Annotated in this window: 25 protein-coding genes and 1 pseudogene; 15 read left to right on the top strand and 11 right to left on the bottom strand. The window is 73.4% G+C overall.

Going from position 1 to position 24,929, the window contains the following annotated elements:
- Positions 1-43 precede the first annotated feature (43 nt).
- Together ACWD6N_RS13815 and ACWD6N_RS13810 are read left to right on the top strand one after the other, a co-directional pair.
- Complete coding sequence (locus tag ACWD6N_RS13815) at positions 44-841, top strand: alpha/beta hydrolase family protein (protein WP_450004803.1); 798 nt, start codon at positions 44-46, stop codon at positions 839-841.
- Positions 842-921: 80 nt separating this feature from the next.
- The gene (locus ACWD6N_RS13810) at positions 922-2,109 is read left to right on the top strand and encodes an ABC transporter substrate-binding protein (protein ID WP_354967154.1); all 1,188 of its coding nucleotides are present in this window, start codon (positions 922-924) and stop codon (positions 2,107-2,109) included.
- A gap of 76 nt (positions 2,110-2,185) precedes the next feature.
- On the opposite strand, the gene ddaH is transcribed toward ACWD6N_RS13810, so the two are convergent.
- Positions 2,186-3,019, bottom strand: a complete 834-nt coding sequence (ddaH, locus tag ACWD6N_RS13805; protein ID WP_387325010.1) for a dimethylargininase — start codon at positions 3,017-3,019, stop codon at positions 2,186-2,188.
- Positions 3,020-3,078: 59 nt separating this feature from the next.
- Between ddaH and ACWD6N_RS13800 the strand changes: the two genes are divergently transcribed.
- Both ACWD6N_RS13800 and ACWD6N_RS13795 read left to right on the top strand, forming a co-directional pair.
- Positions 3,079-3,537: an Lrp/AsnC family transcriptional regulator gene (locus tag ACWD6N_RS13800; RefSeq protein WP_074315467.1), complete on the top strand. Its 459-nt coding sequence runs from the start codon at positions 3,079-3,081 to the stop codon at positions 3,535-3,537.
- Between the two features lie 131 nt (positions 3,538-3,668).
- Complete coding sequence (locus ACWD6N_RS13795; RefSeq protein WP_450004802.1) at positions 3,669-4,625, top strand: zinc-binding dehydrogenase; 957 nt, start codon at positions 3,669-3,671, stop codon at positions 4,623-4,625.
- 8 nt (positions 4,626-4,633) lie between these two features.
- Here the strand turns inward: ACWD6N_RS13795 and ACWD6N_RS13790 are convergent, their stop codons facing one another.
- From ACWD6N_RS13790 to mobA, 3 genes are all read right to left on the bottom strand, one after another.
- Positions 4,634-5,740, bottom strand: a complete 1,107-nt coding sequence (locus ACWD6N_RS13790) for a T3SS (YopN, CesT) and YbjN peptide-binding chaperone 1 (RefSeq protein ID WP_387325004.1) — start codon at positions 5,738-5,740, stop codon at positions 4,634-4,636.
- A 129-nt stretch (positions 5,741-5,869) separates the two neighbouring features.
- Positions 5,870-6,136, bottom strand: coding sequence for a DUF6457 domain-containing protein (locus ACWD6N_RS13785; protein ID WP_354967150.1), 267 nt, complete (start codon positions 6,134-6,136; stop codon positions 5,870-5,872).
- Positions 6,133-6,774: a molybdenum cofactor guanylyltransferase gene (gene mobA, locus ACWD6N_RS13780; RefSeq protein ID WP_387325001.1), complete on the bottom strand. Its 642-nt coding sequence runs from the start codon at positions 6,772-6,774 to the stop codon at positions 6,133-6,135. Before mobA ends, ACWD6N_RS13785 begins: the two co-directional genes overlap by 4 nt.
- A gap of 94 nt (positions 6,775-6,868) precedes the next feature.
- On the opposite strand from mobA, the gene fdhD reads away from it, so the two are divergent.
- The gene (gene fdhD, locus ACWD6N_RS13775; protein WP_450004801.1) at positions 6,869-7,723 is read left to right on the top strand and encodes a formate dehydrogenase accessory sulfurtransferase FdhD; all 855 of its coding nucleotides are present in this window, start codon (positions 6,869-6,871) and stop codon (positions 7,721-7,723) included.
- An 8-nt stretch (positions 7,724-7,731) separates the two neighbouring features.
- Here fdhD and ACWD6N_RS13770 read toward each other — a convergent pair whose 3' ends face one another.
- The 4 genes from ACWD6N_RS13770 to ACWD6N_RS13755 form a co-directional block, all read right to left on the bottom strand.
- Positions 7,732-8,427, bottom strand: a complete 696-nt coding sequence (locus tag ACWD6N_RS13770) for a GAP family protein (protein ID WP_450004800.1) — start codon at positions 8,425-8,427, stop codon at positions 7,732-7,734.
- Between the two features lie 154 nt (positions 8,428-8,581).
- Entirely contained in the window at positions 8,582-8,980 is a 399-nt protein-coding gene (locus ACWD6N_RS13765; RefSeq protein WP_387324994.1) for a hypothetical protein, read from the bottom strand.
- Positions 8,977-9,228, bottom strand: a complete 252-nt coding sequence (locus ACWD6N_RS13760) for a hypothetical protein (RefSeq protein ID WP_387324992.1) — start codon at positions 9,226-9,228, stop codon at positions 8,977-8,979. Before ACWD6N_RS13760 ends, ACWD6N_RS13765 begins: the two co-directional genes overlap by 4 nt.
- A gap of 61 nt (positions 9,229-9,289) precedes the next feature.
- The gene (locus tag ACWD6N_RS13755) at positions 9,290-10,336 is read right to left on the bottom strand and encodes a DUF4192 domain-containing protein (RefSeq protein ID WP_387324989.1); all 1,047 of its coding nucleotides are present in this window, start codon (positions 10,334-10,336) and stop codon (positions 9,290-9,292) included.
- Positions 10,337-10,530: 194 nt separating this feature from the next.
- Here ACWD6N_RS13755 and ACWD6N_RS13750 point away from each other — a divergent pair, with 194 nt between their 5' ends.
- From ACWD6N_RS13750 to ACWD6N_RS13730, 5 genes are all read left to right on the top strand, one after another.
- Complete coding sequence (locus ACWD6N_RS13750; RefSeq protein WP_450004799.1) at positions 10,531-11,445, top strand: fructosamine kinase family protein; 915 nt, start codon at positions 10,531-10,533, stop codon at positions 11,443-11,445.
- Positions 11,442-12,455 (top strand): GTP 3',8-cyclase MoaA, encoded by a 1,014-nt coding sequence (moaA, locus tag ACWD6N_RS13745; protein WP_387324983.1) that lies wholly within the window; start codon positions 11,442-11,444, stop codon positions 12,453-12,455. The genes ACWD6N_RS13750 and moaA overlap by 4 nt, the downstream gene beginning before the upstream one ends.
- 3 nt (positions 12,456-12,458) lie before the next feature.
- Positions 12,459-12,713, top strand: coding sequence for a MoaD/ThiS family protein (locus ACWD6N_RS13740; protein WP_354967141.1), 255 nt, complete (start codon positions 12,459-12,461; stop codon positions 12,711-12,713).
- A gap of 14 nt (positions 12,714-12,727) precedes the next feature.
- Positions 12,728-13,972, top strand: a complete 1,245-nt coding sequence (locus ACWD6N_RS13735) for a metallophosphoesterase (RefSeq protein WP_387324979.1) — start codon at positions 12,728-12,730, stop codon at positions 13,970-13,972.
- A gap of 61 nt (positions 13,973-14,033) precedes the next feature.
- Complete coding sequence (locus ACWD6N_RS13730) at positions 14,034-17,225, top strand: UvrD-helicase domain-containing protein (RefSeq protein ID WP_387324976.1); 3,192 nt, start codon at positions 14,034-14,036, stop codon at positions 17,223-17,225.
- A gap of 89 nt (positions 17,226-17,314) precedes the next feature.
- Here the strand turns inward: ACWD6N_RS13730 and ACWD6N_RS13725 are convergent, their stop codons facing one another.
- Both ACWD6N_RS13725 and ACWD6N_RS13720 read right to left on the bottom strand, forming a co-directional pair.
- Complete coding sequence (locus ACWD6N_RS13725; protein ID WP_387324973.1) at positions 17,315-17,962, bottom strand: prepilin peptidase; 648 nt, start codon at positions 17,960-17,962, stop codon at positions 17,315-17,317.
- A 10-nt stretch (positions 17,963-17,972) separates the two neighbouring features.
- The gene (locus ACWD6N_RS13720) at positions 17,973-18,977 is read right to left on the bottom strand and encodes an EamA family transporter (protein ID WP_354967137.1); all 1,005 of its coding nucleotides are present in this window, start codon (positions 18,975-18,977) and stop codon (positions 17,973-17,975) included.
- A 384-nt stretch (positions 18,978-19,361) separates the two neighbouring features.
- On the opposite strand from ACWD6N_RS13720, the pseudogene ACWD6N_RS13715 reads away from it, so the two are divergent.
- From ACWD6N_RS13715 to ACWD6N_RS13705, 3 genes and pseudogenes are all read left to right on the top strand, one after another.
- A pseudogene (locus ACWD6N_RS13715) lies at positions 19,362-19,868 on the top strand (LppU/SCO3897 family protein); the annotation flags it as partial.
- 358 nt (positions 19,869-20,226) lie between these two features.
- A complete protein-coding gene (locus ACWD6N_RS13710; RefSeq protein ID WP_450004819.1) occupies positions 20,227-20,634 on the top strand; it encodes an LppU/SCO3897 family protein in 408 nt (135 codons plus the stop codon).
- Between the two features lie 134 nt (positions 20,635-20,768).
- Positions 20,769-22,010, top strand: a complete 1,242-nt coding sequence (locus ACWD6N_RS13705; RefSeq protein WP_387324970.1) for an AAA family ATPase — start codon at positions 20,769-20,771, stop codon at positions 22,008-22,010.
- 26 nt (positions 22,011-22,036) lie between these two features.
- On the opposite strand, the gene ACWD6N_RS13700 is transcribed toward ACWD6N_RS13705, so the two are convergent.
- Positions 22,037-22,585, bottom strand: coding sequence for a GNAT family N-acetyltransferase (locus tag ACWD6N_RS13700; RefSeq protein WP_354967135.1), 549 nt, complete (start codon positions 22,583-22,585; stop codon positions 22,037-22,039).
- 134 nt (positions 22,586-22,719) lie between these two features.
- On the opposite strand from ACWD6N_RS13700, the gene ACWD6N_RS13695 reads away from it, so the two are divergent.
- Positions 22,720-23,265, top strand: coding sequence for a DoxX family protein (locus ACWD6N_RS13695; protein ID WP_387324967.1), 546 nt, complete (start codon positions 22,720-22,722; stop codon positions 23,263-23,265).
- 214 nt (positions 23,266-23,479) lie between these two features.
- Complete coding sequence (locus tag ACWD6N_RS13690) at positions 23,480-24,925, top strand: glycosyltransferase 87 family protein (RefSeq protein WP_449936190.1); 1,446 nt, start codon at positions 23,480-23,482, stop codon at positions 24,923-24,925.
- Positions 24,926-24,929 lie beyond the last annotated feature (4 nt).

Genomic DNA, 24,929 nt, shown 5'->3' with positions numbered 1-24,929 from the left:
CCCGGGGCCGAACCACCCGGGCGGGGCGCGCTACCGTCGCGCCATGCCTGCCGACCCGCGCGCCGTGCTGACCCGGCCCGCTCCGGAGCCCGACCGGACCGTGGCGTACGGCGACCACCCTGACCAGCTGGCCGACCTGCGGCAACCGGCCGGCGCCGGCCCGGCACGACCACTGGTCGTCGTGGTGCACGGTGGCTTCTGGCGGGCCGAGTACGACCGGCGGCACACCGGGCCGCTGGCCGCCGCGCTCGCCTCGGCCGGCCACCCGGTGGCGCAACTGGAGTACCGGCGCACCGGGCAGCCGGGCGGCGGCTGGCCGGGGACCATGACCGACGTGCTGACCGGGGTCGCCGAACTGCCCGGGCTGGCCGCCGAGGCGCTGCCCGGCCGGGTGTCCCGGGCCGCCCCGATCCTGATCGGCCACTCCGCCGGTGGCCACCTGGCGCTATACGCGGCGGCCACCGCGCCCGCGACGGTGGGCGGCGTGCTCGCCCTGGCCCCGGTGGCCGACCTGGTTGAGGCGTACCGGCAGGACCTGGACTCGGGCGCGGTGGCGGCGCTGCTCGGCGGCGGCCCGGCGCAGGTCCCGGACCGGTACGCGGCGACTGATCCACGGTCATTGGTGCCGACTCGGACACGCACAGTAGTCATGCATGGTTCGGCCGACCAGCAGGTGCCGGTGACGATGAGCCGGGAGTTCGTGGCGGCGGCGCGTGCCGCGGGATCCGACATCTCCCTTGTCGAACTGCCCGGATGCGAGCATTTCGGGCTGATCGACCCGGAGTCCCCGGCCTGGCCCCGGGTCCTGGTTATGTTGCGGTCCCTGCACGATGATCACTAGCCATTGACGCAGCGTCGCGGAGCAGGTAGAACGCCGGAGGGGCGGTGTTCTGCCCTGCAACGCTTCTGGGAAGGAACTCGGTGTCGCAGATGAATCGCAGGCGGGCGCTCCAGCTGTTGGCCGCGCTCGGTACCACCGGATTCGCCGCCGCGTGCGGCTCCGACACCGACGACCCATCGACCGCCAGCCGGGGCCCGATCAAGATCGGTCTGATCACGCCGGAGGCCGGCGGTTTCAAGAGCATCGGTGAGGACATCACCAACGGCTTCCAGCTCTTCCTCGACCTGCACGACCAGCGGCTGGGCGGGCACCCGGTGGAGCTGCTGACCGCCGACGAGGGTGACACCGCCAAGACCGGCAAGGCCGCCGTCGAGGACCTGCTCAAGAAGGGCGTGCTGGCGCTCACCGGTGTGGTCAACTCGGCGGTGATGGTCGGCATCCGGGACACCGTCGAGCAGGCCCGGGTCCCGCTGATCGGCTCCAACGCCTCGCCGAGCAGCCTGCAGAGTGTCTTCTACATCTGGCGGACGTCCTACGTGCTGGACGAGGCCGGCCGGGCGCTCGGCCGCTACCTGCGCGACCAGCTGCCGTCGAACGGCCGCATCGCGATGATCATGCCGGAGAACGTCGGCAGCCCGGACGTGGTGCGGGGCTTCCGGCAGGAGTTCGGCGCCAGCGACCCGCGGATCGCCGACCCGGTGACCAACACCAACCCCACCCCGAACCCCGGGAAGAACACGTACGGCGCGGACATCCGCAAGGCGCTGACCAAGAAGCCGACCGCGGTCGTCTGCTTCTACGCCGGCGCGGCGGCGGTGGAGTTCATCAAGCAGCTGCGTGACCAGTTCTCCGGGCCGGTGTACGCACCCGGCTTCCTCACCGAGGGCAGCGTGCTGGAGAGCATGGACAGGGACGCGCTCGGCATCCAGACCGCCCTGAACTACTCGGCCGACCTGAACAACACGTCCAACCGGGTCTTCGCCTCGGCCTACCGCAAGAAGTACCAGGTCACGCCGACCACCTACGCGATGGCCTCGTACGACGCGGCGCAGGTGCTCGACCAGGCGATCCAGCTGACCGGCGGGTCACCCACCCCCCAGCAGGTCAACCTGGCGCTGGGCAAGATCGGCCAGATCGACAGCCCGCGCGGCATCTGGCAGTTCAACCAGCCGCGCACCCCGCAGCAGAAGTGGTACCTGCGGGAGGTGCAGCGCGACGGTCAGGTCATGTCGAACGTGCTGATCAACGAGCTGGCCACGCTGGGCTGACCGCCCACCACGAGCACGGTCCCGGGCTGGCCTCCCCAACGGGAGGCCGGCCCGGACGTACGCGGCGGTGTTCCGGTCAGTGCCGGAGTTCCCCGATGCAGCACTTCACGCTGCCGCCGCCCTTCTTCAGCTCGGCCAGATCGACCGGGACCGGGGTGTAGCCGGCGGCCTTGAGCTTGCCGGCCAGCCGGGTGGCCTCGCTGCTGAGCACCACGTTCGCGCCGTCGCTGACCAGGTTGATCCCGAAGGCCATCGCGTCCTCGTCGTCCGCGATCACGGCGTCCGGGAAGAGCTGGGTGAGCACCCGCTGGCTGGCCGCGGAGAACGCGCCGGGGAAGTAGACGATGTTCGAGTCGTCGATGGCGGCGAGCGCCACGTCCAGGTGGTAGAAGCGCGGGTCGATCAGACGCAGTGACACCACCGGCCGGCCCAGCGCCTCCTGCGCCTCGGCGTGCGCCGGGATCTCGGTGCGGAAGCCGTGCCCGGCCAGGATGAGCCCGCCGTGCGCCTCCGGCACGTACGCGAAGTCACCCTCGCCCTCGTTGGTCTCGCTCGGGGCGATGAACCGCCAGCCCTGCGACTCGTAGAAGGCATGGTGCAGGGCGGCCTCGGCGGCCCGCTGCTCGTGTTTGAACCGCGCGCCGTAGACACTGCCGTCCACCGCGACGCCGCCGTTGGCGGCGTACACCATGTCGGGCAGGCCGCGCTCGGGCGTGAGCAGGTGCACCTCGTGGCCGAGACCGACCAGCGTCTCGCGCAGCCGGTCCCACTGCTTGACGGCCAGGTCCCGGTCGACGGGAGTGGTCACGTCCATCCACGGATTGATCGCGTATTCCACCGCGAAGTGCTCGGGCGAGCACATGAGATATGTCCGCTTTCGCGGGACTCGCTGCTGGTTCACGGTCACCAAGAGTAGGTACCGTTGAACTTTGGTAACAGCCACAACCATTGCTTCCCAGAGGCGGAACGTTGCAGATAGACGCGGTAGACCAGCGGATCATTGCGTTGCTCGTCGCCGACGCCCGCGCGTCGTACGCCGACATCGGCACCCGGGTGTCACTCTCCGCCCCGGCGGTCAAGCGCCGGGTCGACAGACTGCGCGCCACCGGCGTGATCAGGGGATTCACGGCCGTGGTTGATCCGGCGGCCGTCGGCTGGACCACCGAGGCGTTCGTCGAGCTGTTCTGTGCCGGCCGGACCACCCCGGCGCAGATCGGCGTGGCGGCCCGCCGGCACCCGGAGGTGGTCGGCGCGTACACCGTCTCCGGTGAGGCAGACGCGCTGGTGCACCTGCGCGCCGCCGACATCGCCCACCTGGAGGCGGCGTTGGAGCGGCTACGCGCCGAGTCCTTCGTGACCTCCACCCGCAGCACCATCGTGCTCTCCCGGCTGGTCGAATCCCCCGGCGTCGGCCCCTCCACCCGCTGACCGGATCCGCCCGCCGCACCGGCCGACCTCGGGGTTTCCGGGCCCCACCCGCCCTTGACCTCAAGCCCGGTTCAACAGATGAACTGGCGGCGGAGTGTGGGCAGAACGCCCACCACGGCCGAGGGGGTTCCGTGCGGGCGGTCTGGATACGTGCATTCGGTGGGCCCGAGGTGCTGGTGCCTGGCCCGGCACCCGACCCGGCACCCGGCCCAGGTCAGGTGCTGATCGACGTCGCGCACGCGAACATCACCTTCGTCGAGACGCAGCAGCGCTCCGGTCGCCCCGGGCCGTTCCGGGTCACCCCGCCGCTGATCCCCGGCAACGGCGTCGGCGGGGTGATCGCCGCCGTCGGGCCGGGCGTCGACCCCGGGCTGACCGGGCGGCGGGTGGTCAGCGCCACGGGCGGCTCCGGCGGATACGCCGAACGGGTGGCGGTGCACGCGACCGCGCCGATCGAGGTTCCGGCCGGGCTGGCGCTGGACGCGGCGGTCGCGCTGCTGGCCGACGGACGTACCGCCACGATGCTGACCGAGGCGGTCGGCGTCCACCCGGGGGACCGGGTGCTGGTGGAGGCCGCGGCGGGCGGGGTGGGCAGTCTGCTGGTGCAGCTCGCGGCCCGGGCCGGTGCCCGGGTGATCGGCGTGGCCGGTGGGCAACGCAAGGTGGACCTGCTACCCGGACTGGGTGCCGAGCTGTCCGTTGACTACCGCGCGCCGGGCTGGGCCGCCCGGATCCGGGACGCGGTGGGCGGGGTCGACGTGGTGTTCGACGGTGTCGGCGGACCGGTCGCCCAGACGGCCTTCGAGCTGCTGGCCCCGGGCGGCCGCATGGTCAGCTTCGGGCTGGCCAGCGGCGAGTGGTCACCGGTGTCCGTGGAGGCCGCCACCGCACGGCAGGTCGCGTTGATCCGGCCGGACGTGCCGCCCGCGCGGCTGCGGGCGTACACCGGTCGGGCGCTGGCGGAGGCGGCGGCCGGCCGGCTGCGGCCAGTGATCGGGCAGCGTTTCCCGCTGGAGCGCGCCGCCGACGCGCACGCCGCCATCGAGGCCCGCTCGACGGTCGGCAAGACCCTGCTCGACGTCTCCTGAAACCACGCTCAGAGATACATGCCGGTGCGGTGCTCGGACTCGTCACGCCGGACCGGCTTGTCGCCCTCGCCGAAGAACCGCTTGCCGCCGAACTCGCCGTGCAGCCGGTCGTCCAGCTCGTCGGCGAGCCCGGTCATCACCTGCACCGCCAGCATCAGGTGGGTGGCCTGGAAGTTGCGGCCGAAGACCGGAATGGACGCCCAGACCGTGTCCTCCGCGCAGTAGAGGCGGCCGATCGGCATCCGGTTGGTCAACTCGGAGAGCTTGACGTAGAGCCGCTCGGTCGGCTCCACCTCGGTGAGCACCGGGGAGAAGACGTCCACCAGGGGCGGGTTGTCCCGCACCCGGACGAAGACCATCGCCGAACCGGCGCGGATGTTGATGTCGCCGTCCGAGTCGACCTGCAACCGGTCGGTGTCGGACTTCAGCATGGTGGAGACCACGGTGCGGACCCGATCCGCCAGGTCGAGCACGTCGTCCCGCTCGACCTGCGCGGCGGCCGCCTCGGCCAGTGCCTCCTCCAGGTCGGCCTCGACGTCGGCGTCCGGGCCGAACTCGCTACGCGCGGTGCCCAGCGGCTCCACGGTCAGCGGCTCACCCTCGGCGTCCTGCACCAGGAAGACGAGGAACGCCGGGTGCGGGGCGCCGTAGACGTCGCGCAGCGTCCGGGAGAGCAGCGCGGCGATCCGGGTCGCCTCCGCTGTCGTGCCGTCCAACCCGAAGAAACCACCGGAGCCGGCCACCACCCCCGGCGGGGACCAGCCGAGCGCGACCATGTCCGCCACCGCGGCGCGATCCAGGCGGTAGCCCGCCGGCAGGGTGGCGTTGCCGACCGCCCGGGCGGAGAACCGGCCGTCGCCGTCCACGTCGACGCTGATCGAGTAGACGGCGTCCCCGGTGCCGGAGGCGGTGGGGTCCAGGGTCAGTTCGAGGTGCGCGCCAGCGGGCAGCTCCCGCAGCCGGACGGCGAGCGCGCGGGCGAACTCCTGCCACGCCTCCGTCACCTTGGCCCGCAGATCCGTGGTGCTCGGCTCGTCGAGCAGGATCGACTCCGCCGGCTCGGCCGTACCGCCGGGCAGCTCATTGTTCGGCGCCGAGGGGTGGTCAGCCGTCATGATCGCCTCCGTCCGTCACGATCACCCTACCCACGCCGTCCGGGCGTCGAATCGGCCCCGACCGGGATCGGACACCGGCATGGCCCGCCACGGATCCGCGGCGGTTCTCATCGGCGCGGAAGCCGCCGGTCAGACCGCTGACGGACCGGCGGGATCGGAGCCCAGCTCGACCGGCCAGGTGGCCGCGAGGGCGCTGAGCCGGGCGGCGGCGTCCGCCGGGTCGGCGCCCCGGCCCACCGCCAGCCCGAGCAGGTACGCCGTGACCGGCGCGCCGGGTCGCAACACCTGGTGGGCGACGTCGCGGGCCAGGTCCAGCACCACCGGCACGGGCACCTGGGCCGGGCCCAGGTCCAGCTCGGTACAGGCCGCCGTCACCCAGTCGTCCATCACCGTCATCGCGCCCACTCCTCCGCCCGGCGTACGTCCTCGTCAGTGTCGCAGTCGAACCAGGGCGGCGGGCCGTCGCCGGACCACGGCACCTCGCGGACGACGAGGCCGGCCAGCAGCGCCCGGACCGGAGCCCCGGCGAGGCTGCCGCCCCGCTCGGCCGCCAGCCGGTCCATCCCGGCACGCAGCGCGGTGACCCGCCACACCCCGCAGAGCGACTGCCGCCGCCCATCCGCGTCGACGAAGCACGCCCCGTCGGGTAGCCGCTCCAGCCCGACGGTGCCGCCGCCCGCCGGTCCGGTGTGCGACGCGGCCAGGTGGGTCAGCAGCTCGCCGATCGCGGCGCGGGTGAGCAGCGGCAGGTCGGCGGCGAGCAGCGCGACCAGGTTCGCTGCCGGGTCGAGCAGTGCCAGCCCGGCCGCCGCCGCGGCGACCGGTCCCCCGCCGGGCGGATCCTCCCGGGTCACCCGTACGCCGGGCGGGACCGCGCCCGCCGGACCGACCAGCACCCTCGGCGCGGCATCGGCGACGGCGGCCAGCACCCGGTCGCGCATCGACCGGCCGCCGACCGGGAGCGCGGGCTTGTCCACCCCGCCCATCCGTCGGGCCGCCCCACCGGCGAGCACCACCGCGGCGTACGTCCCCATCCGGCCACGGTAGCCGTGCCACCATCCGGTCGGCGGCCGGCGCCGATGCCCGGTGGCCGTGCGGGCGTACCGGCGCGGGGTGCAGGATGGCGGGATGGGACGGGCGACTGACCGACGGGGCGTACTCCGGATCGACCTGGACGCGGCGACCGACGGGCGTGGACCCGTCCGCCGGCCGGACAGCCTGGCGGTGGAGGAGCCGCTGGAGATCCGGGTGGGCCCGGCCGGCCCCGGCCGGCGACGGCCGCTCGCGGTCACCATGCGCACCCCCGGGGACGACCTGGACCTGGCCATCGGCTTCCTGCTGACCGAGGGGCTGATCCGGTCGACCGACGACGTGCAGACCGCGCAGCTCTGCGCCGGCGCGGAGACGCCGAACACGTACAACGTGGTGGACGTGGTGCTCGCCCCTGGGGTGCCGGAACCGACCACCGACCCGACCCGGAACTTCTACACGACCAGCTCCTGCGGGGTCTGCGGCAAGGCCAGCATCGACGCCGTCCGAACCCGTTCGCTGTTCCCGGTGGCGGCGGACCCGCTCACCGTGCCGGCCGCCCTGCTCGCCGAGCTGCCCGACCGGCTGCGTGCCGGCCAACGCGGCTTCGACCGGACCGGCGGGCTCCACGCGGCGGGGCTTTTCTCGCCCGCCGGAGAGCTGGTGGTGCTCCGGGAGGACGTGGGTCGACACAATGCCGTGGACAAGGTGATCGGCTGGGCGGTGCGGGAACGACGACTGCCGCTGGCCGGGCACCTGCTGCTGGTTTCCGGCCGCGCCAGCTTCGAGCTGACCCAGAAGGCGTGGATGGCCGGAGTGCCACTGCTGGCCGCGGTCTCCGCGCCGAGCACCCTCGCCGCCGAGCTGGCCGAGGAGGCGGGAATGACGCTGGTCGGCTTCCTGCGTGGCACCACGATGAACGTCTACACCCGTACCGAGCGGGTCACCATCTGATCGGCCAGCTAGTCGAACAGCCCCAGCCGGATCCCGGCGTCACGGGCCAGCAGGAAACCGGCGATGCGGAGGATCCAGCCGAGCATGCCGCCGGAGTGCCGCACGATCCAGGCGTTGAGCCGGACCAGCACCGGCTCGACCAGGCTCGGCCACGCCATCCGCGCCCCCAGCAGCACCACCGCCGGCAGCACCATGACCAGGCAGTAGCCGGCGAGCAGCCCCACGATCTCCGCCGCGCCGAGCCCGGAGGTGGTCAGCAGGCCGACCGCGCCGAGGTACGGCAGCATCGTCGCCACCTCCGCGAGCGCGGCGAGCAGCGCCAGCCCCACCAGCCATCGCGCCGAGGAGTCGCCGGCGGTGACCCGGTCCCGCCAGCGCAGCACACCGCCGCCGCGCGGGCGTCGTTTGCCGTCGTAGCGGAAGCTGAGCGCGAACAGCCCGACCCCGAGGACGAGCTGCGCCCAGAGCACCGGCCGGTTGTCCAGCGCCCCGCCGAGTACGTCGGCCAGCCGGCTGCCGCCCACGGCGAGCAGCAGCCCGACGGCGAAGTAGAAGACGGCGATCGTGCCGAGGTAGACGAGGATCCGCCGGGCGTTGACCGTCCCGGGCGCGAGCAGCAACCAGACCGGGATGAAGAGAGTCCCGATGCTGGTGCTGTCGACCAGGGCCAGGCCTGCGAGCGACAGCAGCAGTCCGACGCTCATCTGGGGCATTCGTTTGGCAGGGGCACCTGATGATTGTCCGGTGGCGTCTGCTCTGCCGAGTCGACCGCTGACAGGAGAAACGCGTACATCGTTCGGACCACACCGAACACGCCGATCGCCTGCCGGCCTCCTGGCGCCGGAATGCAGCCGCTCGTCAGTCCAGGTCGAGGATGCTCCAGTTGGTCGGTAGCACCTTCGCCGCCAGCCTGGGCTGCGCGGTCGCGTAGTGCGCCTCGTGGGTGAGTGCCGCGCTGGCGGCATGGCCGAGTGAGATGTCTCCATCCGCGGCGCGGGCCAGCGTGCCGGCGTCTCGCACGTCGTCCGCATCGAGCGGCAGCAGGCGTATGACCGGGGCACTCATCATCAGGGCCAGCAGCGCGGCACCAACCTCGTCGCCCGCGCCCGCGAAGGCAACCGCCAGACAGGCGGCCGGGACGGCCACCTGACGTCCCTCATCGGCGACCTGGAGCATCAACTCCCCCACCGAGACGTTGCCCTCGATGTAGGCCGTCAACGCCGACGCGTCGAACACGGCCGCGATCCGATCGCTCATCCGGCGTCGCCCAACATCCGGCGCCCCTCGGCCAGGGCGTCCGCCGGAATGGGTGCCGCCAGGCGCTCACGCCACCGCGCCTTGCCCGCCTCGGTCACCTCAATGCCGGCACGCCGCAGCACCTCGTCGAGGTGCGCGCGGGCCATCTGAGCCCGGACCGCCACGGTGATCGCCGCCGAGACGTTGGGCTGCCGGTCGAGCCACTCTGCCACGTCGTCGGGGAGGCTCACGGAGCGCTTCGCGGTCATGCTCGCCAGCCTACCAAACCTGGTAGCACCCACGGTATTACCAGATGCTGGAGGGGATCGGTCACCGGCGGCCACGTCGGCTCCGCCTGCGGGGGCGGACCACGCCGGGCAGACCGACCGACGGCCAGCCGTCCAGCTCGGACGGGGGGACGCCGCGCCGGAGCAGGTCGTCCAGGAGCAGGGCGAGCGAGTAGTCGGGGTGCAGGCTCAGCGTCCGCTCCAGCGCGACCGCCGCCAGTGCCCCCTGCCCCGCCCGCCAGGCCGCGAACGCCAGCAGCGCGCCCGGAGCGGCGGTCAGCTCCGACTCGGCCCGGCGCAGCACGTCGGTCCAGAGGGCGATGTCCCGGTCCCGACCGTCGGTGCGTTCCCAGGCGTGGTCGCGGATCGGCAGGTGCGTCAACAGGAGGCTCAGCCAGGCCACCTCGTCGTCGTCGAGCCGTTCGCCGCGCCGTTGCCGGCGTTGCGCCTCGCGGACCGCCGCCACCCCGGCGGAGCGCAGCGCCCGGCCGCCGAGCAGATCGCTCGCGGGCGCCTCCTCGACCAGGTCGGTCAGTCGCCGCTCGGCCCGGGCGGTGGCCTCGCGCAGCGCGTCCCGCGCCGGGCCGTCCACCGGTGCCACCTGCGCCACGAGGGCGGCCCGGTCGGGGAGCGCGACCTGGCCGGCGAAGACCGCCGAGGCGGTCACCTGGTTGGCCGCCGGGTCGTAGGGCCGGCCCTCGGGCGGGCAGCAGTCGACCTCGGCGCAGAGGTAGGACCACCACCGGCCGTCGGTCACCCGCAGCGCGTCCAGCACCTCCAGCCCGGCCCCGGTCAGGGCGGCGCGCACGGCGTCCACGCTCGGCGTCACCCGGTCGGGCGGTCCGTAGCCCACCACGGTCGCGGCCTCGGCGCCCTGGCGGTGGATCACCCCGGCCAGGTGCCGGGCCGGCTCGACCGGATCGGCCGACGGATCGGGCAGGTCGGCGCGGGCGGCGAAGATGATCCGCCGCCCGCGCAGCGCCACCGCGACCACGCTGTCGGCGGGGTGGAAGCCGAGCAGGTACGGCACGGCGGCGAGCAGGTCGGCGGGTGAGCGGACGGCGAGCCGGGGGCGTTCGGTCGAGGTCATGCCGGGAGCCTGCGACGGGCTGGCCCGGCTTCGCCGCCCCTGTGGACGACACGCGGCTTATCCACAGTCACTCTCCGTGTTGCCCCTGGTCAACGCGCATCCTCGGGTGCTGGGACGGAACGGGTGGCACCGGTGGCCGACCTGATGTGTTCGGGCGGTGCCGTTGTGTCGTGGGGAGCGGTTACCGTGCGCTGATGGACCTGGCGTATCTGCGCGCGCACCCGGCACACCTGCCGACGTTCCTGACCCACCAGCGGATCAGGGAGACGCCGGTCGCCCGTGGGGACATCTGCGCCGCCGCCCGACTCACCCTGGACGACGGCCACTCGGTCTTCGCCAAATCCTGGCCCGAGCGGGCAGGCCGGCCGGTGCCGGAGGGCTTCTTCGCCGCCGAGGCCGCCGGGTTGCGCTGGCTGCGGGAGGCCGGCGCGGTCGCCGTACCCGAGGTGATCGTGGCGCTGCCCGACATGCTGGCGCTCGACTGGGTGGAGCCCGGCGAGCCGACGTCGGAGGCGGCCGAGCGCTTCGGCCGGGAGTTGGCCGACCTGCACCGGGCCGGCGCACCGGCCTTCGGTGCGACCTGGCCCGGCTTCATCGGTGCGCTCGAGCAGGACAACAATCCCGACGACGGCCCCTGGTCGACGTGGTTCGCCCAGCGGCGGCTCGCTCCCTACCTGCGGCGATCGGTCGACGCCGGCGCGCTGAGCAGCGACGACGCCAGCCTGGTCGAGCAGGTGATCGGTCGGGTCGGCGAGTTCGGCGGGGAGGAGCCGCCGGCCCGCATCCACGGCGACCTGTGGCCGGGCAACGTGCTCTGGGGCGCCGACGACCGCGCCTGGCTGGTCGACCCGGCGGCGCACGGCGGGCACCGGGAGACGGATCTCGCCCAGCTGGCACTCTTCGGCGGCATCCCGCATCTGGCCCGGGCCCTGGCCGCCTATCGGGAGAGCTGGCCGCTTCCCGACGGCTGGCCCGACCGGGTGCCGCTGCACCAACTACACCTGCTGCTGGTGCACACCGCGCTGTTCGGCGGCGGTTACCGAGATGCCGTCGTCCAGACTGCCCGTGCCGCCCTGGGCCGGCCCGAGCGCGCTACGGTCGACAGGTGAGCGTCGCCCCGCGGACCGACGGCGTCCTCGTCGACCGGTTCGGCCGGGTCGCCCGGGACCTGCGCGTGTCCCTCACCGACAAGTGCAACCTTCGGTGCACCTACTGCATGCCGGCCGAGGGGCTGCCCTGGCTGGCCGGTCCCGAGCTGCTCACCGACGCGGAGATCGTCCGGCTGGTCCGGGTGGCCGTCGAGCGGCTCGGCGTGACCGAGGTGCGGTTCACCGGCGGCGAGCCACTGATCCGACCCGGGCTGGTTGGCATCGTGGCCGCGGTCGCCGCGCTGGAGCCCCGCCCGCGGATCTCGCTCACCACCAACGGCATCGGCCTCGACCGGCTCGCCCCGGCGCTGCGCACGGCCGGCCTCGACCGGGTGAACGTCTCGCTGGACACCCTGGACCCGGGCCGGTTCGCCCAGCTCACCCGTCGCGCCCGGCTGGACGCGGTGCTCGCCGGGCTCGCCGGGGCCGCCGCCGCCGGCCTCAACCCCGTCAAGATCAATACTGTGTTGATGCGGGGCGTCAACGAGGACGAGGCACCGGCCCTGCTGCGCTTCGCCGTCGACCACGACTACCAGCTGCGGATCATCGAGCAGATGCCACTGGACGCCCAGCACGGCTGGGACCGCAGCACGATGGTCACCGCCGAGGAGATCCTCACCTCCCTGCGTACCCGCTTCGACCTCAGCCCCGACCCGGCCGAACGCGGCGCGGCGCCGGCCGAGACCTGGCTGGTCGACGGCGGTCCGGCCCGGGTCGGCGTGATCGCCAGCGTCACCCGCCCCTTCTGCGGCGACTGCGACCGCACCCGGCTGACCGCCGACGGCCAGGTCCGCGCCTGCCTCTTCGCCACCGAGGAGTCCGACCTCCGCGCCGCCCTGCGCGCCGACGCGGACGACGACGACCTGGCCCGACGCTGGCGCACCGCGATGTGGGGCAAGCGCGCCGGGCACGGCATCGACGACCCCACCTTCCTCCAGCCGACCCGGCCGATGTCCGCGATCGGAGGCTGAGACGTGGACCCGAGGCCGCTGACCATCCGCTACTTCGCCGGCGCGCGCGCCGCCGCCGGCCGCCCCGAGGAGGCCGTCGCCGCCGGCCGGTCGCTCGACGACCTCACCGTCGAGCTGGCCCAGCGGCACGGTGACCGGCTGGCCGCCGTGCTGCGGGTGGCGAGTTTCCTCGTGGACGGCGTCACCTGTCATGATCGGCAGGCACCCCTGCCAGGCGGGGCCACGATCGATGTTCTGCCACCGTTCGCGGGCGGCTGAGGGAGGCACAGCAGATGTTGGCGGTTCTGGGGTTCGTGGCCGTCCTGGCGCTGGTCATCGGCCTCATCCACCTCTACCTGTGGAAGCGGCTGATCCGGGACACCACCGGGCCGGGCCGCTGGCGGCGCATCGGCGGTGTCGCGGGCCTGGTGCTGGCGCTGCTCGTGCCGGCCACCCTCGTCGGGACCCAGGCCGGGCTCTACTGGCTCGCCTGGCCGGGCTACCTCTGGCTCGCGTTGATGTTCTACCTGCTGGTCCTGCTCGTCGTGCTGGAAGTGCCGATGCTGGTCACCCGGCTGGTGCTGCGCCGCCGGGTCACCGGCGCCGATGCGACGACCGCCGCACCGGCGCCGGTGCTGGTCGGCGCCGCCGGGCCGACCGATCCACCGGCCGCCAGCGCGGTCCGTGCGCCCGACCACGACCCGGCACGCCGGCTGCTGCTGGCCCGCGGGGCAGCCATCTTCGCCGGTCTCACCGCCACCGGCATCACGGGGTACGGGGTACGCACCGCGCTCGGCCCGCCGCAGCTGGACCGGGTGCAGATCCCGCTCGGCAAGCTTCCGCGCAGCATGGACGGCCTGCGCATCGCCACCGTCTCCGACATCCACCTCGGGCCGCTGCGCGGCCGGGCGCACACCGAGCGCATCGTCGCCGCGATCAACCGCCTCGACGCGGACCTGGTCGCGGTCGTCGGTGACCTGGTCGACGGCTCGGTCGCCGAGCTTGGGTCGGCCGCCGCGCCGCTGCGCGACCTGCGCTCCCGCTACGGCAGCTTCTTCGTCACCGGCAACCACGAGTACTACTCGGGCGTGGAGGAGTGGGTCCAGGAGGTGGACCGGCTCGGCCTGCGGGTGCTGCAGAACCAGCGGCAGGAGATCCAGGCCCGGGGCGGCGTACTCGACCTGGCCGGCGTCAACGACCTTTCGGGCACGGGCACCGGCCTCGCCGCCGGGCCGGACTTCGCCGCCGCCCTCGGTGACCGCGACCCGAACCGCCCGGTGGTGCTGCTCGCGCACCAGCCGGTGGCGGCGAAGGAGGCGGCCCGGTACGGCGTCGACCTGCAACTGTCCGGGCACACCCACGGCGGGCAGGTGGTGCCGTTCAACCTGGCCGTCCGACTCGAACAGCCGGTGGTCAGTGGGCTCGGCGAGGTCGACGGCACCAAGGTCTACGTGACCAACGGCGCCGGTTTCTGGGGTCCGCCGGTCCGGGTCGGGGCCGAACCGCAGATCACCCTGGTCGAGCTGCGCTCGGCATAGCGGACGTCACGTCCGCGCGTGGCGGCGGGCGGCCGGCGCGGCGGGCGTGACAGGATGCGGCGTGCCCCCGTTCAGCGCCGTACCCCCCGGTGGCCCCCCGCCATTCGTCGCGGACCTGCACATCCACTCGAAGTACTCGCGCGCGTGCAGCCGTGACCTCACCACGCCGAACCTCGCGTGGTGGGCCCGGCGTAAGGGCATCGCCCTGCTCGGCACCGGCGACTTCACCCACCCCGCCTGGTACGACCATCTCCGGGAGACGCTGCGCCCGGCCGAACCGGGGCTCTACCGGCTCGACCCGGAGGCGGAGCGGGACGTCGCCCGCCGGCTGCCGCCCCGACTCGCCGGCACGGCGGAGGCAGACCCGGTCCGGTTCATGCTGAGCGTGGAGATCTCCACGATCTACAAGCGGGACGACCGGACCCGCAAGGTGCACCACCTGATCTACCTGCCCGACCTGGACGCGGTGGCCCGGTTCAACGCCGCGCTCGGCCGGATCGGCAACCTCGGCTCCGACGGCCGGCCGATCCTCGGGCTGGACTCCCGCGACCTGCTGGAGATCACCCTGGAGGCGAGCCCGGACGGGTATCTGGTTCCGGCGCACATCTGGACGCCGTGGTTCTCGGCGCTGGGCTCGAAGTCCGGCTTCGACGCGATCGCCGACTGCTACGCCGACCTGGCCGAGCACATCTTCGCCGTGGAAACCGGCCTCTCCTCCGATCCGGCGATGAACTGGCGGGTCGGCAGCCTGGACGGCTACCAGTTGGTGTCCAACTCGGACGCGCACTCCCCGCCGGCGCTGGGCCGGGAGGCGACCGTGCTGACCGCCGAGCGGAACTACTTCGCCGTCCGGGAGGCGCTGCGGACCGGTGATGGCCTGGCCGGCACCGTCGAGTTCTTCCCCGAGGAGGGCAAGTACCACGCGGACGGGCACCGGCTGTGCGGGATCAACTGGACGCCGGAGCGCACCCGCGCCGCGGACGGGCGCTGCCCCGAGTGCGGCAAGCCGCTCACCGTGGGCGTGCTCAGCCGGATCGAGGAGCTGGCGGACCGCCCGGAGGGGCACCGGCCGGCGCACGCCCGGGAGGTCACCCATCTGGTGCCGCTGGCCGAGATCCTCGGCGAGATCAACAGGGTGGGTGCCCGGTCGAAGAAGGTCGAGGGGCGACTCAACGAGCTGCTCGCCGCGCTCGGCCCCGAGCTGGAGATCCTGACCACGACGCCGCTGACCGACATCGCCCGGGCCGGCGGTGAGCTGCTCGCCGAGGGTATCGGACGGCTGCGGCGCGGCGACGTACGCCGGGTGCCGGGCTACGACGGCGAGTACGGAGTGATCACCCTCTTCGACCCGGCGGAGCTGGGCGTCAGCACCGGCGCGGCGCAGGAGACGCTGTTCGACGTACCGGTGCCGGCGCAGCGGAAGCGCGCGGAGCCGGCAGCTCAGGCGGCGGCCAAGCGCCCCGCGGCGGCGAAGGCGGAGCCGAAGCGCAAGACCGCTCCGCCGCCGGCCCCCCCGATCGCATCGCCGCCGTCGCCGCACGAGCCGTTCGAGCCGATGCTCGCGGGCATGGAGGAGGTCGGCACCGGCTTGCTGGACCGGCTGGACGCGATGCAACGGGTGGCCGCGTCCGCGCCCGGCGGCCCGCTGCTGATCGTGGCCGGCCCGGGCACCGGCAAGACCCGGACGCTGACGCACCGGATCGCGTACCTCTGCGCGGAGCTGAACGTCTTTCCCGAGCACTGTCTGGCCATCACCTTCACCCGCCGGGCCGCCGAGGAGCTGCGGCACCGCCTCGACGGGCTGCTCGGCCCGGTCGCCGAGGACGTCACCGTGGGCACCTTCCACGCGTTGGGGCTGACCATCCTGCGGGAGAACGCCGACGCGGCGGGCCTGCCGGTGGACTTCCGGATCGCCGACGACGCCGAGCGGGCGGCGGCCCGGTCGGAGGCCGGCGACGACCAGGCCGGCTACACCGCGCTGCTGCGCAAGCAGGATCTGGTCGACCTGGACGAGCTGGTGAGCCTGCCGGTGGAGCTGCTGCGGGCCGACCGGGAGCTGGTCGGACGCTACCGGGACCGCTGGCGGTGGATCTTCGTCGACGAGTACCAGGATGTCGACGCGGTGCAGTACGAGCTGCTGCGGTTGCTCAGCCCGGCCGACGGCAACCTCTGCGCGATCGGCGACCCGGACCAGGCGATCTACTCGTTCCGGGGTGCCGACGTCGGCTACTTCCTGCGCTTCTCCCAGGACTTCACCGACGCCCGGCTGGTCCGGCTCAACCGCAACTACCGCTCCTCGGCTCCCATCCTCGCCGCCGCCGTGCAGGCCATCGCGCCGTCCTCGCTGGTCCGGGGCCGACGGCTGGACCCGGCCCGGCTCGATCCGGAGGCACCGCTGGTCGGCCGCTACCCCGCGGCCTCCGTCGCCGAGGAGGCCGACTTCGTGGTCCGTACCGTGGACGAGCTGGTCGGCGGGCTGTCCCACCGGTCGCTCGACTCCGGTCGGATCGACGGGCGGTCCACCTCGCTGTCGTTCTCCGACATCGCCGTGCTGTACCGCACCGACGCGCAGGCCGCGCCGATCGTGGACGCCCTGACCCGTGCCAACATTCCGGTGCAGAAACGCTCACACGACCGGCTGCGGGACCGACCTGGGGTGGCGGCCATCGCCCGCGAGCTGCGACACGCCGACGGGTTGGCCGGCTCGCTGGCCGCCCGGGTGCGACTGGCCGGCCAGGTGGTCGCGGAGCGCTTCGCCGTGCCCACCCTGGACGGTGCCGGCGTGGGCCGTCCCGAGGACGTCCGCTCGGCGGTGGATCTGCTGACCCCGCTGGCCCGACGCTGCGGTGACGACCTGGAGACGTTCCTGTCGCAGCTGGCCACCGGAGCCGAGGTGGACGCGCTCGACCCGCGGGCGGAGGCGGTCACCCTGCTGACGCTGCACGCCGCGAAGGGCCTCGAGTTCCCGGTGGTCTTCCTGGTCGGCGCCGAGGACGCGCTGCTGCCGCTGCGGTGGCCGGGCTCGACACCCGATGAGGACGCGGTCGCCGAGGAGCGGCGACTCTTCTTCGTCGGCCTGACCCGCGCGCAGGACCGGCTGTACGTCACGCACGCCGCCCGCCGTACCCGTCACGGGGTCGAGCGCGACTGTGCGCCGTCGCCATTCCTCGGCTCGATCGACCCGGGGCTGTTCGAGCGGTTCGGCGAGGCCGAGCCGCGCCGGCCGAAGGACCGCCAGCTCCGCCTCATCTGAGACCCCCCGCGGTGACGGCGATGCGCGGCAACGGACGTCCCGCGACGATGCGCCGGGCGCGTTGGTCCGGTGAGCGCTGTCGGGGCGGCTCAGGCGAGGACCACGGCGAGCCAGGTGCCCGCGAGCAGGGCCGGGCCGAGTGGCAGCAGGGTGTCCCGGCGCACCCGCCGCGCGGCCAGCAGGCCGAGCACCACGCCGCCGTGCAACAGGTGCGGCAGGAGCAACCCGGTCAGCAGGGCGTCCCGACCCAGCCAGCCGAGCGGCAGGCCAAGGACCGCGGCGAGCTTCACGTCCCCGAAACCCAGCCGCGAGCCGGGCAGCAGGGCCAGCAGCACGTGCGCCGTGCCGGCGACCGCCGCGCCGGCCAGCGCGCCGAGCAGCCGCATGGGGTCACCGGCGAGCAGTGCCGCACCGGACAGGCCACCCAGGGCGAGCAGCGCGGTGGCCAGGACCAGCGGGTCGGGCAGCCGCAGGCAGGCCAGGTCGACCGCGGCCAGCACCAGCCCCACCGACGCCACCGCGAGGAAGACCGGCAGCGCCGGGTCGTCACGCAGTGCCACGGCGAGCCCGCCGAACACCACGCCCGACACCGCCGGGCTCAGCCACGCCCACCGGCAGGGCCGGGACGTCGACGGGGAGTGTGCCGGCGACGTGGTGACTCGTCGGGCCAGCGGAGGAACGGCGAGGCCGACCAGCACGCCGAGCGACGCCACCGGCACCAGCGCAGCGGCCCACATGCGCCGGAGGCTACCGCCGGTCGTCCTCGCCCGCGCTCCCCGATCGCGATTCCGTGCGGGGCCGGCGGGGACGTTCCGTGGTCACCACCAGGGCCACCCCGGCCACGATGACCGCTCCGCCGAGCAGCACCTGCGGGGTGACCGGCTCGGCCACCAGCAACGCGCCGAGCGCCACCGCGACCGCCGGGTTGACGTAGGCGTACGTCGAGACCAGCGAGATCGGCGCGTTGTGCAGCAGCCAGACGTACGCGGTGAAGGCCACCAGCGAGCCGGCCACCATGAGGTAGCCCAACGCCAGCCAGGACCGGGTGCTGACCTCCGCCGGGTGGAAGTCGCGCAGCTCGCCCCGCCCGGCGGCGACGACGGCCAGCACCAGCGCTCCGGCCATCATCTCGTACACCGTGGCGACGAACGGGTCGGCGGGCATCCGGATCCGCCCGGACAGGAACGATCCGACCGACCAGGAGGCGGCCCCCGCGACGATGGTCAACGCCCCGACCAGCGGCACGGCGTCCGCGCTGCCGGCGGGCAGCACCAGCAGGACCAGACCGACGAAGCCGAGGCTGACCCCGGCGAACGTCCAGACGGGAGGTCGGTCCCCGGTGGCGGAACGCAGCAGCACCACGAGCAACGGCACGGTCGCCACCAGCAGCGCGGCGATCCCGGACGGCACCGCCACTCCGGACGGCCCGGATTCGGCGAGCACCACCAGGCCGTTGCCGCCGGCGAGCAGGAGCACCCCGACCAGGGCGGCGCCGCCGAGCTGTCGGCGCTCCACCCGCAGCGCGCCCGGCCCTCGGCGCAGGCGCAGCACCACCGCCAGCACCGCGCCGGCGACGGCGAACCGCAGGGCGGCCGACGTCAGCGGGGGCAGCGTCTCCACGGCGATGCGGATGCCCAGATAGGTGGAGCCCCAGAGCAGGTAGACCACGATCAACGCGGTCCAGATCAAGGTCGGCGCGGTGCCGGCGCGGCGGGTGGCCAGGGCCGCGGCACTCGGTGGAGGTGAGCTCATCGGTGGACCACGCTACGGTGACCACGGAGTCGGCGTCGCGCATTGGTGGCCGGCCTCTCACCACTTGTGCAGGAGGGCGGCATGACGAACTACGGACCACCGGGTGGTGGCGTCCCGGGACCGTGGCGTGGGCAACGACCCGACGAGACGCCCGGACGGCCGCCCCAGCAGTCCTACCCGCCCTCGCACGAGCCCTACCCGCCGGTGGTGCAGTCGTACCCGCCGGCGCCCCAGGGGCGACCTGGGCCCTACGGCGACACACCCTACGGCGGCGGGGTCGCCGCGCCCTACGGTGGCGGACCCGAGACGCGCTACGGCGAGTCGGAGGGCGCCTATCGTGGCGGGTCGTACAGCCCGGCCCCGGCGTACGGCGGCGGGGAGTCGTACCGGCCCGACGACGGTCCGTACGGCGGAGACCCCGCGCCGGCTCCGGGTGGGCGTGGTCGAGGTCCGCTGATCGCGGTGCTGGCCGTCGTGCTGCTGCTGGTGGTGGCCGGTGGCGGGGCGTTCTGGTTCCTCAGCCGTCCGAGCGATCCCGCCCCGGTGACCGCTCCGACCGGCTCGGCCGTCGCCGAGGATCCCAGCGCGGACGCCGTCGACCCGGCCGGGCCGGCACCGAGCGCCGCAGCGCCCGAGTCGTCGGCCGACCCGCGGTTCGTGAAGGTGGGCCAGTGCGTCCGCAACGACGGCGCGGCCGGCGACAAGCCCAAGCTGCTGATCAGCGGCTGCGCCCCGAAGTCGTACGAGGTGCTGCGCCGGATCGACGGCGCGACCAGCGGTGAGCGGGACGCCGAAGCCAAGTGCGCCAAGGTCGAGGGCTACACCAACTGGTACTTCTTCGACAGCGAGCTGGACACCCTCGACTTCGTCCTCTGCCTGAAGCAGCGCTGAGGCCACCCACCCTGGGGATGACATGACAACCTACGGACCATCGGGTGCCGGGCAGCCGGACGACCCGTACCAGCGCCCGGCGGCCGGCGCCGACGGCCCGCCACCGGACGACCCGACCCGGCAGCAGTGGGGCCCACCGCCGGAGCCGCCCACCGCGCCCATGTGGGCTCCGCCGCCGACCTCGGGCCCGGGCTACCCGCCGCCCACCCCCGGGGCGGGCTACCCGCCTCCGCCCGGTCCGTTCCCGCCGGCCGGTCCACCGCCCGGGCAGCCTGGCGGGCCGTGGGGCCCGCCGGTGCCGGGCGGGTACGGGATGCCGCCCGCCCCACCGGTGAACAGGACCGGCCGGAAGGTCGCCCTGATCATCGCGCTGGTGGTGCTGCTCCTGCTCTGCCCGTGCCTCGGCCTGGCGGGTTGGGCGGTCTGGAGTGCCGTGGACGACGACAGCAACGCCGCGTCCGCGCCGTCGTTGAGCGCGCCGGTCGTTCCGCCCGTCCTGCCCAGCGACGCGCCGACCTCGGCCGCGCCCAGCCCGAGCGAGGACGAGTTCGCCAAGGGTGACTGCGTGGTCAACGACGGCACCGAGGACGACGCGGAGCTGCGCAAGGTGCCGTGCGGCCCCAACACCTACCAGGTGCTGCTGCGGATTCCGGCGACGAGCGACGGGGACCGGTGCGAGACGCTCGCGCCGCAGGCCACCGCGAACTACGTGCACGACAACTCGATCGACCTGTTCGACTACGTGCTCTGCCTGAAGAAGCGGTAGCCGGTAGCCAAAACTAGGGCTATCTAGCGTGGACGCTAGACAGCCCTAGTTTGTTGTCGACGGCCCCGACACGCCGGTAGCCCCATCTATCCATGTCTAGCCCCTCAGCTAGAGGGCCCGATACTGTGCGATGCGTGGATCCGGTCCGCAACCCGTACGCACCGGGCGCCGGTCAGCGCCCGCCCGAACTCGCCGGGCGGGGGCGGGAGCTGGACGTCTTCGACATCGTGCTGGAGCGCATCGCCCGAGGTCGCCCCGAACGCAGCCTGATGCTCACCGGGCTGCGCGGTGTCGGCAAGACCGTCCTGCTCAACACCCTCCGATCGCAGGCGATCAACCGGCTCTGGGGCAGCGGCAAGATCGAGGCACGGCCGGATCAGTCCCTGCGCCGCCCGGTCGCCGCCGCGCTGCACATGGCGGTCCGGGAGCTCGCGCCCCGGCACCGCGCGCCCGACCGGATCGACGCCTTCCTCGGAGTCCTCAAGGCGTTCGCCCAACGGTCCGCCCCGACCGGCCGGGGTGGGGCCGCCCCGAAGCTGCGCGACCGGTGGCAGCCCGGGATCGACGTGCCCGCGGCGAGTGGTCGGGCCGACTCCGGTGACATCGAGATCGACCTGGTCGAGCTACTCACTGACGCCGCCGCCGTGGCCAGCGACGTGGGCACCGGCATCGCCGTCTTCATCGACGAGATGCAGGACCTCGGCCCGGAGGACGTGTCAGCCCTCTGCGCCGCCTGCCACGAGCTGTCCCAGCTCGGCGCGCCGCTGATCGTCGTCGGCGCCGGCCTGCCGCACCTGCCGGCCGTGCTCAGCGCCGCGAAGTCGTACTCCGAGCGGCTGTTCCGTTACCAGCGCATCGACCGGCTCGACCGGATCGCCGCCGACCAGGCGCTGTGCGCGCCGGCCGAGCGCGAGGAGGTGGAGTACGAGCAGAAGGCGCTCGACCTTCTCTACGAGAAGTCCGGCGGCTACCCCTACTTCGTCCAGGCGTACGGGAAGGCGACCTGGGACCATGCTCCGCGCTCGCCGATCACCGCCGCCGACGTCCGGGTCGCCGCGCCCGAGGCGGAGGCCGAGCTGGCGGTCGGCTTCTTCGGCTCCCGGTTCGAGCGGGCGACGCCCGCCGAGCGCGAGTACATGCGCGCGATGGCCACGCTGTCCCTGGTGGAGGTCGAGTCCGGAGGTCCGGTCCGTGACGACATGGACGCCGCGGTGCCAACCGCGGAGATCGCCCGGGCCCTCGGCCGCAAGCCGGCCAGCCTCTCCCCGGCGCGCGACGCGCTCATCAAGAAGGGGCTGATCTACTCCGGTGAGCGCGGCACGGTGGCCTTCACCGTTCCGCACTTCGGCCGGTACCTGCGCACCCAGCCAGCCTGACGGGCACCCGCGTTGGCCCGACCCGGTCAGACCCGGGACCAGGGCACCGGAAACAGCACCTCGCCGGCGGGCGGCGGCCCTTCCTCGCTGGTGGACGGCGGCAGCACCAACGCCTGCCACGGCTCCCCGAGACCGGCCCACGGGCTGGTCAGGCCCAGCTCGCCGGCCGGGCCGAAGCCGAACCGGCGGTAGAAGGCGGGATCGCCCAGGACCACGACCAGCCGCTCGCCCAGCTCAGTGGCGGCGTCCAGAGCGGCCTGCACCACCGCCGTGCCGTGCCCCAGCCGCTGCCGGTGCGGAGCGACCGCCACCGGGCCGAACGCGAGAGCGGACGCGTCGCTGCCCTGCTCCGGTCGTACCCGCACCCGGGTGAGCAGCGCGTATCCGACCACCTCGCCGCCGTACTCGGCGACCATGGCCAGCTCCGGCAACCAGGCGTCGGTGCCGCGCAGCTCCTCGACCAGGCCCACCTCCGGCGGTGTCGCCACGTCGGGCCGGGCGAACGCGCCAGCCAGCACCCGACGCACCGGGCCGGTGTCGGCCGGGTCCTCGGGTCGTAGCCGCAGCGTGGTCACCCGCGCGACGTTACCCGTGACGGCCGTTCCATCAGCGATGGTCGCTCGAATCGGCGTGGCGGATGTGTACGGCCACCGATTCGGATCCGGCGGTTGCCGGGGTAGCAAACGCCGTGACGGGGTATGACTGATCCATGAAGCCCGTACGCTCCCTTGCCCGCGCCATGCTGAGCGGCATCTTCGTGGTCAGCGGGTACCGCAACTTCCGCAACCCGGACCGGCTGGCGGTGGCGGCCAAGCCGGTGACCGACAAGGTCGCGCCGATGCTGAAGAAGGCACACCCGAACTTCCCCACCGACACCAAGACGCTGATCCGGCTCAACGCCGCGGCGCAGGTCGGCGCCGGGCTGATGCTGGCCACCGGTCGGTTCAGCCGACCCGCCGCGCTGGTCCTCGCCGGCACGCTGGTGCCGGTCACCATCGCCGGGCATCCCTTCTGGAACAACGACGACCCGGTGGCCCGGAACAACAACCAGGTTCACGCTCTGAAGAACCTGGGCCTCTTCGGCGGCCTGCTGCTCGCCGCGGCCGACACCGGAGGCAAGCCGGGTCTACGGTGGCGGACCGGTCATCGCATCGGCCACTCTCGACGTTCGATGCAGCGCGCGGTCCGCACCGCCCGACGGGAGGCCCGGATCGCCGTCCGGTCCGCCTCCACCGCGCGTCGGCTTCCGGGCTGACCTGCCTCGATCCGTTCCTTCATCACCCCCACCCCCGCTAAGCCGACGAATTACCTGAACCGCCCGGTAGGCGTTAACGCGGTGGAAATGTCAAAAACATGTGTGGGATCGGACACGGTCGCATAACGCGGGAGGCACTGACGTGAGGCGCCGTTCTAGGCTCCGTGCAGGACCTGGACGGGTAGGACGATCTTGGTACGGGGGTGGCCACGCCATGCCGACGACTGTCGGTAGACGGGCGGACCGCCTCGCCCAAATCCAACGCGTGGCGCGCGGGATCGATCGCGCGAAAGTCGTACGGGGTGCCATCGTGGTCGCCGTCGCCTACGCCGCATGGCTGGCCATCGGTGCGTTCGGGCGGCCGTACAACTTCTTCGACATGAAGATCTACCACGGCGCGGTGGTGTGGTGGGCGAGCGGTCATGAGCTCTACGAGTTCATCGCGCCGGGCACAACTCTCGGCTTCACCTACCCGCCGTTCGCCGGGCTGGCCATGCTGCCGATGGCGCAGTTGCCGATCGGCGCCGCCGGGATGGTCAACGCTCTGGCCAGCATCGCCGCGCTCGCGCTGGTGCTGGCGGGGCTGCTCCGCCCCATCGTGGACCGGCTGGCCTGGCCGCTGTGGTTCACCGTGGCCGTGGCGGTGCCGCTCGCGGTGGCCATCGAGCCGGGCCGGGAGACCCTCGGCTACGGCCAGGTCAACATCCTGCTGTTCGCGCTGATCATGGCTGACCTGATCGGGCTGCGGTGGCGCTCCCGCCGGGGCACCCACTACACGGCGACCGACGGCCCCCTGCTGCGCTTCGTCTACGGCGGCGCCTGGGCCGGCGCGGGCATCGGCCTGGCCACCGCGGTCAAGCTCACCCCGGCGCTGTTCATCGCCTACCTGCTGATCACCCGCCAGTGGAGGGTGGCGGCCACCGCGATCGGCACCACGATCGGCGTGACGGTGGGGTCCTTCGCGATCGTCGGCGACGAGTCGCGGGCCTACTTCGGCAGCGTCCTCTGGCAGACCGAGCGGGTCGGTGCGGCGGACATGACGCCCAACCAGTCGCTCGCCGGCCTGCTGGCCCGGCTGTACGACTCGATCGAGACCCCCGGTCTGCTCTGGTTCTCCTTCTCGGTGCTGATCCTGGCGCTGGGCCTGTCCCGGGCGGCCAGTTCCCGCGCCGACGGTGACGAGCTGACCGCGTTCACGCTGGTCGGTCTGACCGCCAACGTGATCAGTCCGATCTCCTGGACGCACCACCTGGTCTGGGTGATCCCGGCGATCATCGTGCTGGCCGACGCGGCGGTGCGCCGTCGGGAGGCGAGCCGGGGGTTGACCCAGCGCAGTGGTCAGGGCCTGGCGTTCGGCGGCCTGCCCGGGGTCAACGGGCTCCGCCCGCCAATCTGGTACCCGACGTTGACCGGGCTCCGGCACGGCGTCGCCGCGATCGGGCTCTACCTGCTCTTCCTGATCTCCCCGATCTGGCCGTACGAGCACCAGCTGCCCGAGATGTCGCACTATCAGGACGGTCTCTTCGGCGCCCTGATGGAGAACTCGCTCGCACTCGCGCTGATCGTGCTGGTCGCCGCGCTGCCCTGGCGCCCGGGCGCCGAGCCGGCGTTCTACGGCGATCGGCTGGCGCGTGCCGTGCTGGTCAACGGCCGACGCTGAGCGG

This window comes from Micromonospora sp. NPDC005163, from assembly GCF_053599835.1.
This window is presented reverse-complemented; position numbering and strand designations above follow the sequence as displayed.